Origin of the sequence: Plantibacter sp. PA-3-X8 (assembly GCF_003856975.1) — a bacterium.
Lineage (GTDB): Bacteria > Actinomycetota > Actinomycetes > Actinomycetales > Microbacteriaceae > Plantibacter > Plantibacter auratus.
The window spans coordinates 2735586-2750624 of record NZ_CP033107.1; the positions used below are offsets into that span (position 1 = coordinate 2735586).

General features: G+C 70.5%; 13 protein-coding genes. 5 read left to right on the plus strand and 8 right to left on the minus strand.

The window, feature by feature from the left end:
* Positions 1-6 precede the first annotated feature (6 nt).
* The gene (locus EAO79_RS12970; RefSeq protein ID WP_124769229.1) at positions 7-1746 is read right to left on the minus strand and encodes a PHP domain-containing protein; all 1740 of its coding nucleotides are present in this window, start codon (positions 1744-1746) and stop codon (positions 7-9) included.
* 178 nt (positions 1747-1924) lie between these two features.
* Here EAO79_RS12970 and EAO79_RS12975 point away from each other — a divergent pair, with 178 nt between their 5' ends.
* A complete protein-coding gene (locus tag EAO79_RS12975) occupies positions 1925-2656 on the plus strand; it encodes a hypothetical protein (RefSeq protein WP_124769230.1) in 732 nt (243 codons plus the stop codon).
* A gap of 37 nt (positions 2657-2693) precedes the next feature.
* On the opposite strand, the gene EAO79_RS12980 is transcribed toward EAO79_RS12975, so the two are convergent.
* From EAO79_RS12980 to EAO79_RS13000, 5 genes are all read right to left on the minus strand, one after another.
* Positions 2694-4595 carry an ABC transporter ATP-binding protein gene (locus tag EAO79_RS12980; protein ID WP_124769231.1) on the minus strand — a complete coding sequence of 634 codons (1902 nt, stop codon included), beginning with the start codon at positions 4593-4595 and terminating at the stop codon, positions 2694-2696.
* 129 nt (positions 4596-4724) lie between these two features.
* Positions 4725-4949, minus strand: coding sequence for a hypothetical protein (locus EAO79_RS12985; RefSeq protein ID WP_079705792.1), 225 nt, complete (start codon positions 4947-4949; stop codon positions 4725-4727).
* A gap of 109 nt (positions 4950-5058) precedes the next feature.
* The gene (locus EAO79_RS12990; RefSeq protein WP_124769232.1) at positions 5059-6111 is read right to left on the minus strand and encodes an iron chelate uptake ABC transporter family permease subunit; all 1053 of its coding nucleotides are present in this window, start codon (positions 6109-6111) and stop codon (positions 5059-5061) included.
* Complete coding sequence (locus tag EAO79_RS12995) at positions 6108-7115, minus strand: iron chelate uptake ABC transporter family permease subunit (protein ID WP_206428235.1); 1008 nt, start codon at positions 7113-7115, stop codon at positions 6108-6110. Before EAO79_RS12995 ends, EAO79_RS12990 begins: the two co-directional genes overlap by 4 nt.
* 7 nt (positions 7116-7122) lie before the next feature.
* Positions 7123-8190: an ABC transporter substrate-binding protein gene (locus tag EAO79_RS13000; RefSeq protein ID WP_206428236.1), complete on the minus strand. Its 1068-nt coding sequence runs from the start codon at positions 8188-8190 to the stop codon at positions 7123-7125.
* A gap of 111 nt (positions 8191-8301) precedes the next feature.
* Here EAO79_RS13000 and EAO79_RS13005 point away from each other — a divergent pair, with 111 nt between their 5' ends.
* Complete coding sequence (locus EAO79_RS13005) at positions 8302-9120, plus strand: AraC family transcriptional regulator (RefSeq protein ID WP_124769233.1); 819 nt, start codon at positions 8302-8304, stop codon at positions 9118-9120.
* A 92-nt stretch (positions 9121-9212) separates the two neighbouring features.
* Positions 9213-9539 carry a hypothetical protein gene (locus EAO79_RS13010; protein ID WP_124769234.1) on the plus strand — a complete coding sequence of 109 codons (327 nt, stop codon included), beginning with the start codon at positions 9213-9215 and terminating at the stop codon, positions 9537-9539.
* Between the two features lie 94 nt (positions 9540-9633).
* Here the strand turns inward: EAO79_RS13010 and EAO79_RS13015 are convergent, their stop codons facing one another.
* The gene (locus EAO79_RS13015) at positions 9634-11709 is read right to left on the minus strand and encodes a cytochrome c oxidase assembly protein (RefSeq protein ID WP_124769235.1); all 2076 of its coding nucleotides are present in this window, start codon (positions 11707-11709) and stop codon (positions 9634-9636) included.
* 245 nt (positions 11710-11954) lie between these two features.
* Entirely contained in the window at positions 11955-12572 is a 618-nt protein-coding gene (locus EAO79_RS13020; RefSeq protein ID WP_124769236.1) for a hypothetical protein, read from the minus strand.
* Positions 12573-12761: 189 nt separating this feature from the next.
* On the opposite strand from EAO79_RS13020, the gene EAO79_RS13025 reads away from it, so the two are divergent.
* Positions 12762-13691, plus strand: coding sequence for a WcbI family polysaccharide biosynthesis putative acetyltransferase (locus EAO79_RS13025; protein ID WP_124769237.1), 930 nt, complete (start codon positions 12762-12764; stop codon positions 13689-13691).
* Positions 13688-14998 (plus strand): glycosyltransferase family 2 protein, encoded by a 1311-nt coding sequence (locus tag EAO79_RS13030; protein ID WP_124769238.1) that lies wholly within the window; start codon positions 13688-13690, stop codon positions 14996-14998. Before EAO79_RS13025 ends, EAO79_RS13030 begins: the two co-directional genes overlap by 4 nt.
* Positions 14999-15039 lie beyond the last annotated feature (41 nt).

Sequence of the window (15039 nt, forward strand, 5' to 3'; positions counted from 1 at the left end):
CCGGGCTCAGCGCACGCTGACGAAGATCGGATTCGTGTACAGCCAGGTGTCGGCCCATGGGTCCGCAGGGGAGACCGGGTACGGCTGGGGTGCACGTGAGTCGACCTCGGCGCCGAGCGGACCGACCCCGTGCACCTGGCCATCGCTGCCGCGAAGGCGGACGTAGCCGTCCTCAGTGGCCGGCTCGAGGGGCACCACGACACGGAACGGGGAGTCGCTGCGGTCGGCGACGTCGAGCATCTCGACGACTCGGGTGCCTGGTGCGCGCTGTTCGTCACGGTCGGCGACGAGCCCGGTGACGCGCCCGCGGATCAGGTCGAGGTGCGCGAGTCTCGGCGTCGTGCCCCGCGAGGTCGGCGTCGTCGTGGGCGTGACATCGACCACGAGCTCGAGGGCTGTGCCGCTTTCGACGGTGAGGGTCCCACCCAAGGTGACGCCGGTCTCCGGCTGGTCGGTGGCACGGAGCACGACGGAGAGCCCGGCGACGAGGTGCCCGTGGTCGACCCAGACACGGCCGGCCCGGATCGCGTCGAGCAGGGAGACGGACGACCGGTCGACGGCCCCGACGTGCGTCCGACTGAACTCGCCCGGCCAGAAGTCGGCGCCGTTCTGGGGTGTGTCCGTGGCGATCGGGTCCGGCCGACGGCCGGCGCGGTTGAAGTTCGCGAGCGTCGCCCCGGACTCCCAGCCCGGCCCGGTCGGGAAGTCGCCGACGCGGGTCGCGTCGGACTCCTTGAGGTGCAGATCGCTGTTCGTGGTGATCCACCAGCGCCGTCCCTCGCTCAGGAGCGAGTCCCACACGCCGCCGACGACGGCCGTCGTCCAGTCGAACCCGCCGTGCGTCAGATAGGCCTCCGCGGGGTAGCCGGGGAAGGAGAACTCGCTGGGGGTGTTCTCGTACTCGCCACGCCGTGAGCGTTCGGTCGCGTTCGCTGCGATCGCTCCGGCCTGGGCGCCGGGAGCGCCCTCCATGCCGACGAACACCTCGGGGTCGGCGTCCTGCCAGGCACGGAGCTCGCCGGGCGAGTCGATGCCGAGGCGGCTCGGGTGGTTCGCCAGGACGATCACGTCGTCGATGACGCCTGCACGCTTCTGGGCGCCGAGCCAGGCGATCCCGTCGGTCGCGTGCACGAGCCACTCGGCGGCGTCTTCGGTGCCGGGGCGCGGTTTCTCCCATCCGTTGAGCTTGCCGTCGTGGTCGAGCTCGAAGCGGCGCAACACGAGGGTCGTCTGGGGCCCGGGCGCGATCAGCACGGTCGCGTGCTCGGCTCCCGGGATGTACCACTCGAGGCCCTGGAGCACGAGCATGTCGGGGCGAGCCGCCCGCGCGGTGTCGATCTCGCGTGCCGCGTTGAACACCCCGCCGACATTGGCATGTCCCTTGTTGCTGTGCTCGGTGAAGGCGATCGCGTCGACCGCGAAACGTTGCGCCTGATCGAGGATCGTCGTCATCGGGTACTTGGCGTCGTGCGAGTAGACCGAGTGCACGTGGTGGTCGAACACCAGCCAGGAGAGCGCATCCGGGTCGACGACTGCCGACGCCGACGGCAGCGGCGCGCCCTGGGCAGAAGCCGCGCTCCCGAGCCCCTGGGCGGTCGCTCCCACTGCGACCGTCGCAGCGACGGAAACCCCCAGGAAGGACCGGCGGGAGAGGCCGGGCCGGGCCGATGCGCCCCGCTTCACCTCGGGCACGGAGGATGAGCCACCGGTTGGCGCGGGCTGCTCGGGGCGGGGATCGAAGGGCATGGCATCACTTTCATCGGACGGACGCGCCGATCGTAGGCAGCGGAGGTGAACCTCGGCCCAACGGCCGGTGCCACGAGTGACGCCCCGCGTTCACGACCCATTCACCTGCGTGGGCGATAGTCCTGGCGTCACCGGGTATCCCCGTCCCGGAGGCCCACCGCACCCACCAAAGGTCCCGATGTCTTCCACCGTTCGCGTCATCCACCGTTCTCCGCTCCGTGCCGCAGGGCGCACCCTGCTCGTCACGGCAGCGCTCAGCGCCAGCGCGGTGCTCTGCCTCACCGGCGCTGGTGCTGCCGTCGCCGCCTCGGCGCCGGCACCGCTCACGCTGCGCGACACCGCCGGCGCCGCGGTCACGTCAGGTGACGCGCGCGCCGTCCCGTCGTTCGGCTCCGCGGTGCTCGCCGCGGGCTGCCCAGCCGATGCGGACGACGCCGCCCGACTCTCCGTGACGGCGGGAGGGGTCACCGTCGTCACGTCTCCGACCGTCACGGTGGCCGCCGGGCAGCCGGTCGAGGTGCCGATGGCCATCTCGTTCCAGGAGGTCGTGGACGGTGGCGTCGAACAGGGAGATGCGACCCTCGCGCTCGAGTGCCTCGTTCTCGAGTCAGGCATCCCGTCATCGGTGGTCACGGCGGCGACCCTGCCCGTCACGTTCGCCGCGGGAACCTGGTCCGTTCCCGGCGCTCAAGTTGAGCCGGTCCCTCCGACGGCCACTCCGACCGCTGGCCCGCCCTTGGGAGGTCCTGGAGCAGGGGCGATCGCGTCGCCGAGCCCGTCGGCCGCAGCACGACCCTCCGCTGACGGAGACCTGGCGCTGACGGGCTGGCAGCTCGGCGGGGCCGGCGTCGTCGCCGCCGGCCTGCTCGCGGGCGGAGCCGCCCTGCTCTTGCGCAGGCGTCTCCGGTAACCCATCGGCCCGGAGGCTGCGAGGGGGGCGACCGCGGTCAGGTCCCGCTCGGTGTCTCCTCATCCGCTGCCAGGTTCTTCTGGACGGCGAACTGCGTCCGGTGCAACTCTTCGTACCGCCCGCCGGAAGCCAGCAGCTCGTCGTGCGTGCCCCGCTCCACGATCGAGCCGTCCTCGACCACGAGGATCAGATCCGCGCTGCGGATGGTTGAGAGCCGGTGCGCGATGACCATCGCCGTCCGGCCTTCGAGGGCCTCGCTGAGCGCCGCCTGCACCGCCGCCTCCGAGGTCGAGTCCAGTGCCGCTGTCGCCTCATCGAGGATGACGACGCGCGGCTGGGCGAGGAGCAGCCGCGCGATGGTCATCCGTTGGCGCTCACCACCGGAGAGTCGGTAGCCACGCTCGCCCACCATGGTGTCCAGCTGGTCCGGCAGGGACCGGATGAGCGGTTCGAGCCGCGCGCGGCGGACGGCGTCCCACACCTCGTCCTCGGACGCCTCCGGACGTGCGAGACGCAGATTGGAGCGGATGGTCTCGTGGAACAGGTGACCGTCCTGCGTCACCATGCCCAGGGTGTGCCGCATGGAGGCGAAGGCGACATCGCGAACGTCCGTCCCCGCGAGACGCACGGCGCCCTCGTCGACGTCATACAGCCGCGACAGCAGCTGCGCGATCGTGGACTTACCCGCTCCCGACGAGCCGACGAGGGCGACGGTCTGCCCCGGCTCGATCCGGAAGGAGACGCCGTGCAGCACCTCCTCGCCGCCGCGGGTGTCTAACGTCGAGACCTCTTCCAGAGAGGCCAGGGACACCTTGTCCGCCGACGGGTAGGCGAAGTGGACGTCGTCGAACTCGACGGACACCGGACCATCGGCGACGGTGACGGCGTCGGGCTTCTCCAGGATGAGCGGTTCCAGGTCGAGCACCTCGAACACGCGCTCGAAGCTGACCACCGCGCTCATGATCTCCACCCGGGCGTTCGCGAGGCCGGTCAGCGGTGCGTAGAGGCGGGTGAGCAGGAGCGCCAGGGTGACCACCTCACCGGTGTCCAGTTGCCCGGCGAGTGCGAGGATGCCGCCGAGGCCGTACACGAGGGCGAGGGCGAGGGCGGAGACGAGCATCAGCGCGGTGAAGAAGACGAACTGCAGCATCGCCGTCCGGACGCCGATGTCGCGGACGCGGGCGGCACGGACGCGGAACTCCTCAGCCTCCTGATCCGGTCGACCGAACAGCTTGACGAGCGTGGCACCGGGCGCTGAGAACCGTTCGGTCATCTGCGTGCTCATGGCCGAGTTGTGGTCGGCGGCTTCGCGACGCAGCGCGGCGAGACGGCTACCCATGCGGCGCGCGGGTACCAGGAAGATGGGGAGCATCACCACGGCGAGGACCGTCACGAGCCATGACGTGCTGAGCATGACGATCAGCGTGAGGATCAGGGCCACGAGGTTCGTGATCACGCCGGACAGCGTGCCGCTGAAGGCCTGCTGCGCGCCGATCACGTCGTTGTTGAGGCGGCTCACGAGCGCGCCCGTCCTGGTGCGGGTGAAGAACGCGATCGGCATCTGCTGCACGTGGTTGAAGACGGCGGTGCGGAGGTCCAGGATCACGCCTTCGCCGATTCGCGCCGAATACCAGCGCGTCACGAGCGACACGGCGGCGTCCGCCACGGCCACGAGGGCGATGACGACGGCGAGCCGGACGATCGTGGCCACCTCGCCCCGGGCGACGATGACATCGACCACCTGGCCGGCGAGCACCGGCGTCGCGACCGCGAGGAATGCTCCCGCGACGGAGAGGGCGATGAAGACCAGCAACTTGGACCGGTAGGGCACCGCGAACGTCATGATGCGCCGCACGGACTCACGGGAGATGCCGTGCTTCCCGTCCTTGGCGGTCGAGATCTTGTACAGCGAGCTCCAGGCCGCGCTCTCCATGCTCATTGCGACTCCTCACGCCCCGCTGCGCATGAGCACGTCCCCGACCCCGGTCACGACCCGGGTGGCGACGCGAACGCAGACCTGCGAGAGCGTATCAGCCTCGCCGTTCCCGACCTGAACGCTCTGGCGTCGTCAGCGTTCGGCGCGCAGGGCCGTCCACATCACGACGAAGGCGGCGGCGATGCCGAGCACGCTTCCGGCGAGCCCGACGATCATGGCGGGATGGCCGGTGTCGGCGAGGCCGATCGAGCAGGCGACCACACCGACGCCGGACGCCATCAGCGCGACGAAGCTGAAGGCGGCGAGGATGAAGCGCTTCGTGGTCCGGGTGGGATCGGGGGCGGGAGGGAGCGACATCGTGCCTCGTTTCCGCCGTCGCGTGGGCTGCGTCGGCTCTTCGGCATCAGGCTAGAGGGCCGCCGATCGATGCGGTGAGGGGGTATCCCCGGTCCTCACGACAGAACGGTCACGAGCGTCTCCGGATCTCGTGGACGAGGAGCCAGACGAGGTAACCGCCACCCACGATCACGGTGACGACCCCCACCGGCAGCGACGTCGGCAGCAGGTGCTGCGCGACGACGTCGGATGCCAGTAGCACGAGCGCCCCGAGCAGAGCAGACGGCACCAGTGCGATGCCGGCGGTGCGGGTGATCCGCTGCGCGATCTGCGGGGCGGCGAGGGCGACGAAGGCGATGGGTCCGGCCGCGCCCGTGACGACAGCCGTGAGCGCGACGGCGCACGCCACGAGACCGAGCCGCGAACGTTCGACCCGCGAGCCCAGCGCCTTCGCCGCGTCGTCGCCGAGCTCGAGCTGGCGGAGCGAACCACCGAGCGGACCGAGGGCGATGATGATGGTCAGGATCACGACTGCGGCCGGAAGCAACTGCGCCCAACCGACGCTGTTCAGCGAGCCGGCACCCCAAACGGTGGCGAGCATCGCGACTTCGAGCTTCGCCCGCAGTACGAGGTAGGAGCTGAGCGCCTCGAGCATGGCCGAGACACCGATGCCCACGACGATGAGACGGAAGCCCTGGACGCCTCGACGGTAGCTGAGGAGGTAGACCAGCGCTGTGGCGATCAGCCCGCCACCGATGGCGCCGCCCGCGACGGCTGCCGACCCGGCGCCCGCGCCGATCACGATGGTCACGATGAGACCGCCCGCGTACGATCCCGCAGTGAGCCCGATGATGTCGGGGCTCGCGAGGGGGTTCCGGGTGAGGGACTGGAAGATCGCACCGGAGAGCCCGAGGGCTCCTCCGAACAGGAGGGCGGCGAGGACCCGTGGGAGGCGCCATTCGAGCACCACCGTCTGCACCAGGGTGCTCGGTCCGCCGAGGAACGCCGACGCCACCTCGTCGACCGACAGCGGCAGATCGCCGAGACACAGCGCGAGCAACGCCAGGGCCAAGAGGACCACGCAGAACACCCCGCACACGACGATCGTGCGCAGCCGGACACGGAGGGAGAGCGAGCGCCGCCGACACACGACCGCGCGCGGTCCCGTCTCGACCCCGGTCACAGTGCGCTCGCCTTCGCGCGCCGCACAAGGTGGATCAGCACGGGCGCACCGATGAACGCGGTGACGATCCCGACCGGGACGTCACTCGGCCAGAGGATCACGCGACCGATCACGTCGGAGGTGAGCAGCACGGCCGGCGCGATCAGGATCGAGTACGCCACGATCCACCGCTGGTCGGGGCCGACGATCCAGCGCGCGATGTGGGGCACCATGAGGCCCACGAAGCCGACCGGTCCGGCGATCGCGGTCGCCGCACCCGCCAGCAGGGTGATCGCCACGACGGCGAGCACGCGCGTGCGCACGAGGCGCGTGCCGAGTGAGGAGGCGAGATCCTCGCCCAGCGCCAGGGCGTTCAGCGACCTCGCACTGAACAGCGCGATGACGACGCCCGCGAGGACGAAGGGGAGTGCGGGCAGGATGACGTCGAAGCCGCGTTCAACGAAGGACCCGGCGTTCCAGCCGCGGAGCTGCCTGAAGGTGACCGGATCGAGGAGCATCATCGCGGTCGTGATGCCGCTGAGCACAGCGGCAAGGGCGACGCCGGCGAGGGTCAGCCGGACAGGATCCGCGCCACCACGTCCCGCCGAGCCGATCAGGTAGACCAGGGCGGTCACGATCAGGGCTCCCAGGAACGCGAACGGGAGGTACTGCACAGGTGTGCGAGCGCCGAGCAGGACACCGATCGCGACGAAGAGCGCCGCGCCCGCGTCGACGCCGAGGATGCCCGGATCGCCGAGGGGATTGCGGGTGAGGCCCTGGATGAGAGCGCCCGAGACGCCGAGCCCCACACCGACGACGAGTCCGGCCACGGTGCGGGGGATCCGCAGATCGAGGACGACCAGATCGGTGACGGAGTCATCGGGCCTCGTGAGTGCCTGCCAGACGTCCGTCGGGCCCACGGGGTGAGACCCCACGAGGACGCTGAGCAGGATCGCGGTCGCGAGTGCCGCGACCGCGATCCCGAGCCCCAGCGAACGGCGCCCGCGAGGGGTGCGGGAGGTCACCGACGGGTCAGCCGTCGACGCTCTGTGGAGCTGTGCCGGCGACGGCGTCCACCAGGCGCGGCACCAACTGCTCGAGGACGTACTTCTGGCTGAGTGGGGTGAGGAAGTAGATCGCGCCAGCGAGCTCGCCGTCGGTGAAGACCGCGTGCCCGCCGGTCACGGCGTCGAGGCTCGAGGTGGTGCCGAATCCCAGCACCTCCTGGACGGCATCCGCTGACTCCGTGGCGAAGACGATCACGTCAGCATCGATGACGCCGACGTTCTCCGCGGCGATCTGCGCCTGTCCGCCCTCGCTCGGGACGTACTGCTGCAACCCGGGCGTGATCGTGAACCCGAGATCCGTCAGGAAGTCGGTGTTGAGGCCGTCGGGGTAGACCCACAGGTTGCCGTCCCACGGCCCACCCTGCGAGAAGGTCGCCGTGAGGCCCGCGAACTCCGGGTGCGCTGCTGCGGCCGCCGCGTAGGCCTCGTCGACGCCGGTGATGAGCGCCTCGCCTTCCGCCGACCGACCCACGGCTTGGGCGACCATCCTGGTCTGGTCCCGCCAGTCCGCGAAGTAGAGCCCCGCGCCCTCCTCATTGGTCACGGTCGGGGCGATCTCCGCGAGCTTCCCGTAGTTCTCCTCGGTCATGCCGGCGTTCGTCCCGATGATCAGGTCCGGCCGCAGTGACGCGATCTTCTCGTACTCGAACCCGTCGGTCGTGGTGAGGACGGTCGGCTCGGCATCGCCCAGGAGGTCCGTCGCCCACGGCCACACCGCATACGGCTGCTCGCCGTACCATTCCGTCGTCGCGATCGGTGTGACACCCAGTTCGAGGAGGATGTCCTGCTCGGTCAGGCCGACCACGACGATCCGCTGCGGTTCCGACGGGATGATCGTCTCGCCGTACTCGTGCTCGATCGTCACCGGGAACGAGTCGCTCGGCTCGGTCGTGTAGTTCGGGTTCTCGGCGGTCGTCGAGGCGGCGCTCGAGCAGGCGGAGAGTGCGACTCCGACGAGGGCGAGCGCGCTCATCGCGGCAAGGAGGCGAGCGGCCCTCGCGCTCGGGGCGCGGTGGTGCTTCGGAACGATCATGGGGTCCTTCATCGGTTCGGCTGGCGGGATGACGACAGTCAGGTTAGCCTTGCCTAATCGCTTCGCGCTATCGCGCTGAGTGGACAGGACTTGTCGAATGGAGACAGCTGGATGTCTGGTCGCGATCACTCGGACGGCGGAATCGAGCTTGTCGGCCCGCTGGATGACGGCGAGAGGACATCGGGGGAATTCCGGCTTTCTCGCTCGCGGGTCGACGCGACGACACGGTTCGACGAGCACTCCCACCGCGAAGACCAACTCGCGTGGATGAGCTCCGGCTCGATGGAGGTGTCGGTCCTCGGCGATCGACGGCGAATGCGGCGAGAGCACCTCGCCTGGATCCCCGCGGGGATGGTGCACGAGATGAGCTTCAGCGAACCCGGAGAGCTCATCAGCGTCTACGCCGACCCGGAACTGCGCCCACAAGGCGGCCGTTGGAACGGTGCACGGACCGTCCGGGTCGACGACCTCTCGGGAGCGCTGCTGGCGCATCTGCTCGACGCCGACCCGACCGGGCGCCGTCGATGGCGGTGCTGGACGCTCCTGGTCGACCTGCTCTCGGCTGCGGCTCGCGACGATGAGGCGTTGGCCATGCCCCGTGAACCGCGTGCGCGTGCCATCGCGTCGGCCCTGATGGCGGACCCCGCCGACCCGCGCGGACTCGACGATTGGGCGTCGGCGGCGGGCGTCAGCTCGAAGACGATCGGACGGGCGTTCGTGGACGGCACGGGATGCACCTTCCGCGAGTGGCGGGTCCGCGTGCGCCTGCATGCTGCCGCGGGCATGCTCGGACGGGGTGCCGCCGTGCAGGACGTCGCACCCGCGGTCGGCTACGAGTCGGTGAGCAGCTTCATCGGGGCGTTCCGGACCCGGTTCTCCGTGACCCCCGCCGTCTACGCCGCGAGGAGCCGCTCGGCGGAGGTCAACTGATGCGATGACGGATGCGGATTCAGGCGACCTGGGGAGAGCGACCGTCTCCGTTGGTCTGGCCGACGCCTCGGCTTCCGCTCTAGGGTGGCCGTATGGCCCACCCGCACGCACGGCGGGCGACCACTCGGACACGTCTCGTCCTCCGGGTGATCGCCGGTGTCGTCGCCGCCGCGGCCGCGATCGTGTTCCTGCTGGCGATCTGGATGGTGGTGTCGAGCCGGTTCGGCTGGGACGACCGCGACCTCCACGGGTACAGCCTGCTCTTCGGCACCCCGATCGCACTCTTCGCCGGTCTGGTCGTGGCGGTCTCGCTGCCGCTGGCTGTGCCGCCGGAGCACCGGAGCCGTACGCGGGCCGTGACCCTGGGAGTGCTTGCGGCGACCGTCGTGCTGCTCGTCATCGCGGTCGTCACCGCCTGATTCCGCCCAGCGCGACCCCTCCCGACGGAGTCTCAGCGTTCAACCGGCTCCGGGGGTGGGCCGTCGGCGTCGCGTCGGGTCGGTGCGTGTGTGGTCACGGGTGGTCCTTTCGTGAGGCCTGGTCGTGGTCGTTGATGCGTGCGAGGCGGGCGTTGTAGTCGGTGAGTTCTGCGTCCCCGTCGCGTTCTGCTCGGCGGTCGTAGCGTTTCGCGGCACGTTCGTCACTCCGCACCCACTGGGAGACGACGATCAGGGCGACGAGGACGGCCGGGATCTCGCCGACACTCCACGCGATGCCGCCGCCGACCGCCTGATCGGCGAGGAGGGCGGCGGTGTCCGTGTAGCCGAGGGCGGTCCACCACCCTTCGGCGAGCACGGTGGCGCTGGACATGATCGCGAGTCCGAAGAAGGCGTGGAAGGCGAGAGTCGCGAGCAGCATGATGATCCGGAACGGGTAGGCCGGGCGGTTCGGGCCCGGGTCGATGCCGATGAGGACCCAGAAGAACAGGTACCCGGTGGCGAGGAAGTGCACCGTCATCAGGATGTGACCCTGGTGGGCGAGCATCGCCCATTCGAACCAACCGGTGTAGTAGAACACCACCAGACTCCCGGCGAAGAGCACTCCTGCGACGGCCGGTTTCGACAGCAGCCGCAGGTACCGCGAGTGCACGACGGCGAGGATCCACTCCCGGAGGCCTCGGCCCCCGTCGGTGCGACTGGGCAGGGTTCGCAGTGCGAGGAGGATCGGGCCGCCCAGGACGAGCAGCGGCGGCACGATCATCATGAGCGCCATGTGCTGCAGCATGTGCGTGCTGAAGTGGATCTGCCCGTACACGGCGAGGCCACCGCTGGTCGCGTACAACAGCGCCGCGCACCCGGCCAGCCAGGCGATCAGGCGGACCACGGGCCAGGCGTCGCCGCGGCGCCGGAGCGTACGGAACGCCCACAGGTACCAGGCCGCACCGACCACGGCGAGGCCGGCCCACATCCAGTCGACGTGCCACTCGGTGAACATCCGCAGTGGCGTCACCTCCGGCGGGTAGGCGAACCCGAGGAGCCGACGGCGGACGTCGTCGGCGACCGGCTCCTGCGACACCGGCGGTTGGCTGCGCGACAACGCGACCGAGACGCCCATCGTGACCGCCATGACGACGACCTCGACGACCGCAAGCCGGATGAACGTCGACCGCTTCCCGGGTTCGGCCTGCAGCCGGGGGATGAGCCGGAGCCGATGCCACACGCCGGCGAGTCCGAGCAGCACGAGCGCGACGGTCTTCGCGACCAGGAGCAGCCCATACGGGGTGAGGAGGTCCATCGGGCCCGCGAGGCGGAGCGAGGCGTTCACGACGCCCGAGAAGGCCACCGCACCGAACGCCCAACCGGCGAGCACCGAGTAGCGTGCGACGACCGCGCCGATCTGATCACCGATCTTCCGACGGAGCAGGATCACGGCCACGAGACCGCCGACCCAGGCGGTGACGCCGATGAGGTGGATCGCGAGCGAGTTGACCGCGTTGCCGTGCTCGTCGGAGCCTGCAGCATGACCAGACAGGGACAGCGGAAGCAGTGCGAAGACAGCGATCGCGTTCGCGGCGGCGATCCACGCCAGACGGCGGGCGAGGATCACGATGCAGAACACCACCAGCACGCACGCGAGCGAGCACACCAGGGTCTGCCCGAGTTCCAACTGCGTCGCGTAGAACACGAAGGTCTTCGCGAACGTCGGCGAGGACACCGGCACACCGATGGAGTTCGCCGCGGTGAACACCAGCACTGCGATTCCCGCCGCGAGCCAGATGGAGGCCGCCCAGGCGGCCCAGCGGATCGCCTTCGACTGCGAGAACGAGACGACCCCCGGGAGGATCCGCTGCCCTGGCAGCAGGAAGGTCGCCGCGATGAGCAGGCCGATCGTGACCGACGCGGCGGCATCGTGGATGACCCTCGCGACCGGCAGACCGCGAGTGACGATCACCCCCGGATCCGACAGCAGCGTGCCGGTTGTGAACGCACCGGTGAATTGCAGCGCGGAGAGCGCCACGACGACCGCCACCGGCAACGCGGCCAGCATGACGGCTTCAGGTGCACGGATCGGCACGAGGACGGGCGACTGGCCTCGCCGACCGCTCGGATCGGCTTCGGGCGCATTCGACGGAATGGTTGTTTCTGCCATAGGAGGTGGCTCCTTCCCCGCGGGCTCGAGTGGACGAACGCAGCGGCACAGCTCACCCGGTGAGCCCGCGATCGCACCCGGACGGGCGCCGGGGCAGGACCGAGCGGCGGAAATGGTGGCACTCCGCCGGCGCACGGCGCATCGGGATGACGCTGGTTCGAGCGTCGTCGTCGAGGAAGCGTCCTACGCGCACGCAGCGGTGACCGTCGACCGAGCGTGCAGCTCGGCGAGGTCGTGCCGTGATCTCAGAGGAAGGACAGCGCCGGAGGCCCGCGCAAGGCGGTCGTCTCCGGATACACGCCGAGTGGGCGCAGGATCGGCACGTCACGCTGCGGCAGCACCCGGGCGGGCAGCACTGGCGACGCCAGAGCTGCGAGGACCGCGGGCACCAGTCGTGCGAGGACGAACTCCGTGATGGCTGCGGCCGTCGACAGCAGCGTCTCGGCTCGGTGGAGCGCGGCGATGGTCACGAGGCCGGCGACGAGGTGGGCGAACCACATGCCGGCACCGCCGTGCCCGTCGTGCATCATCGGCATCGACGACGTGTCGAGGATCACCGGTGATCCGTGGGAGAGGTGTCCGCTCGGCGTCGCCGTCGAGGTGGTGCCCTGGGCGGTGCCGAGGACGAAGAGCGTGTGGAACAGGACCTGACTCACCGCGACGGAGACTGACAGACGGACGATCGACAGCCGCCTGCCCGCGAGCAGGACGCAGACGAGGGTCGAGAACACGAGTGGCACGACGAGGCCGAGGGCGCCGGGCATGGACCCGCCGCCGGCGACGTGCGACAGGAGCGCGACGAAGATCGAGAACGCCGCTGCGACCACACCACGAAGGGCGCGGGTCGAGCGGGCGGACGACATCTGCCCATTCTTGCAGACCGTCACCGCCGTCATGAGTCTGCTCCGTTCCGTGCCGCCAGCGTGCCGCGCCAGCCCGATTGAGTGTGATGCTGACGCGCATGTCCGGCGCTGATGGCAGACTCCGGCGTCCCGGCGCAACCCCGATGCGGCAGGACCACGCCACGCACGGCGACGGTATACCGTCGACGCATGAGCCACACCCTGGAACCGGGCACGACCGCTGCGCCCGCCGGGTCGCCGGTGGAGGCACGCCGCAGGCACTACGCGGAGTTCTACGGACTCGCGCCGTTGCCGACGGACTTCGGGGTGGTGCTCGGCAACTGCCAGGCTGAGTCCCTGCGCACCGTGATGGATGCACCGGACCGCAGGTTCGTGCGGGTGCCGGCCGTGCACGAGATGACCCCCGAAGATGCGGAGCGGCTGCACGAGGTGGTCGGCGCCGCGCACACCGTGGTCTCGCAACCCGTGCGGGACGACTACCACGATCTGCCGCTCGGCACGCGTCAGGTGGCAGCCTCCACCAGTGGCCGCGTGCTGACGGTGACTCCGGTGCGGTTCGGAGGCTTGCATCCGTTCCAGGCCGCCGTCCGGGTCCCCGGCGTCGAGGAGAACCCGCCGATCGTGGCGTACCACGACGTCCGGACGCTCGCGGCCGCTGCAGGTCTGCCAGTCGCGTCCGCGCTCCAGCCGGACGCCGTTCGCGCGATCGGCCGAGCCTCCGTCGAGGAACTGCGGCGACGCGAGGCCGCGACCGACGTGCCGGTGTCCGACCTCTTCGAGTCGGTCACCGCCGACCACGCACGCACCGTCAACCACCCGGGGAACGCGATCTGGCTGCCGCTCGGCGCCCGCGTCCTCGACGTCCTGGGGGCCCCTGGCGGCGTCACCGACCCCGGACGCCCTTTGCTCAACGCGGTGCGCGCGCCCATCGCACCCGAGGTCGTCGACGCCTGGTCTCTGACGGACGAGCCCCGCGACCACTGGATCCTGGAGGGCGTCGAGGTCGACGACGCCGAGGTGCGCGCCGCCCACACCGATTGGTATGCGTCCCACGCCGAGTTCGTCGTCCCTGCCCTCGACCGGCTCTCGGCTCTCCTGACCGTCTGGCGCGACGCGTGACCGCGAGTGTGCGGCCGTGGGTCGTCGGCAACCGGTGGGACACGCTCGACGACGTCCATCCTGATCCGCTCCCACGCGTCTCCGTCATCGTCGCGCACTACGACCAGCCCGGTGAGCTGCTCCGGACCCTGCACGCCCTCGCCGCGCAGGACTACCCGCGTCACCTCCTGGAGGTGATCGTCGCCGACGACGGATCCCCGGGTGACGTGTCGGTGCCGGAGAACGTGATCCTCGTCAGGCAGGAGGACCAGGGGTTCCGGCTTGCCGCCGTCCGCAACCTGGGCGTGCGGGCGAGCAGTGGCGAGGTGTTGTGCTTCCTCGATGCCGACACGGTCCCCGAGCCGGGGTACGTGCGCGCGCTCACGCGGCTCCCCGCCCTGCTGCCCGAGGCGGTCACGGTGGGGCGGCGTCGCCACGCCGACTTCAGCGGGGTCGCCCCGGAGACACCGGTCGCCGAGGCGGCCGCCGGCCGTGAGCTCGCCGAACCGGCGTGGCTCGCCGAGGAGTACGCGCGCAGTCGGGATCTGCGCGACGCGGACGACCGTTCCTATCGATTCATGATCGGCGCGGTGATCGCCTGCTCGCGGAGCCTGTTCGACGAGGTCGGCGGATTCGACGAGTCTTTCACCTCGTACGGCGGTGAGGACTGGGAGTGGGCGCACCGCATGTGGCAGGCGGGAGCGGTCCTCGCCCATGTCCCGAAAGCGGTGGCCTGGCACGACGGCCCCGAGTGGGGGGAGCGTGACGGTTCAGGCCTGGACCGCGCGAACGCCCAGACCATGCGGCTCCTCTCGTCGATCCCCGTGTCGGGGTCCGCGCCGCGGGGGCTGTGGTCGGACGCGGTCGATCTCGTCGTGCGGCTGCGGGGCGTCCATACGGCGGCCGCTCGGTTCGTCGCGGCGGACTCGCTGTTCACCGCCTTCCCGCAGGCTCGGTTCGTCCTCGACGGCGGGGGAGCTGAGGAGCTCGGGGGAGACCCGCGCGTCCTCGACGAAGCAGCCGGAGTCGACGCCCGAGTGACGTGGGAGCTCGACCGTCCGATCGTCATCCTCGACCCGACGTGGATCGTCGATCTGGTCGACCGCCTCGGTACCGGAGACGTGGGCACCGTCGAGCTCGTCGACCCGGACGGCGCGTCGCTCGGCCGCCTGCGATCCCGGCGGGCCAGGCGGCGTGAGGAACGCTTGGGCAGTCCGGATGCCTTCGAGACGCAGCAGCTCGTCGCCGACGGCGTCCACCAGCTCCGGCCTGATCCCCGGGTGGCGGCCTGGGTCGGCGGCTGGGGCGGACCCTCGTCGTTCTGCTGACCCGATCGGCGACGACGCGGTCCACGCACGGATCACGCGGC

Excerpts from the sequence above, each read along its gene's own strand:
- EAO79_RS12970 (WP_124769229.1), bottom strand. The coding sequence starts at position 1,746 with ATGCCCTTCGATCCCCGCCCCGAGCAGCCCGCGCCAACCGGTGGCTCA.
- EAO79_RS12975 (WP_124769230.1), top strand. The coding sequence starts at position 1,925 with ATGTCTTCCACCGTTCGCGTCATCCACCGTTCTCCGCTCCGTGCCGCA.
- EAO79_RS12980 (WP_124769231.1), bottom strand. The coding sequence starts at position 4,595 with ATGAGCATGGAGAGCGCGGCCTGGAGCTCGCTGTACAAGATCTCGACC.
- EAO79_RS12985 (WP_079705792.1), bottom strand. The coding sequence starts at position 4,949 with ATGTCGCTCCCTCCCGCCCCCGATCCCACCCGGACCACGAAGCGCTTC.
- EAO79_RS13000 (WP_206428236.1), bottom strand. The coding sequence starts at position 8,190 with ATGATCGTTCCGAAGCACCACCGCGCCCCGAGCGCGAGGGCCGCTCGC.
- EAO79_RS13005 (WP_124769233.1), top strand. The coding sequence starts at position 8,302 with ATGTCTGGTCGCGATCACTCGGACGGCGGAATCGAGCTTGTCGGCCCG.
- EAO79_RS13010 (WP_124769234.1), top strand. The coding sequence starts at position 9,213 with ATGGCCCACCCGCACGCACGGCGGGCGACCACTCGGACACGTCTCGTC.
- EAO79_RS13015 (WP_124769235.1), bottom strand. The coding sequence starts at position 11,709 with ATGGCAGAAACAACCATTCCGTCGAATGCGCCCGAAGCCGATCCGAGC.
- EAO79_RS13020 (WP_124769236.1), bottom strand. The coding sequence starts at position 12,572 with ATGTCGTCCGCCCGCTCGACCCGCGCCCTTCGTGGTGTGGTCGCAGCG.
- EAO79_RS13025 (WP_124769237.1), top strand. The coding sequence starts at position 12,762 with ATGAGCCACACCCTGGAACCGGGCACGACCGCTGCGCCCGCCGGGTCG.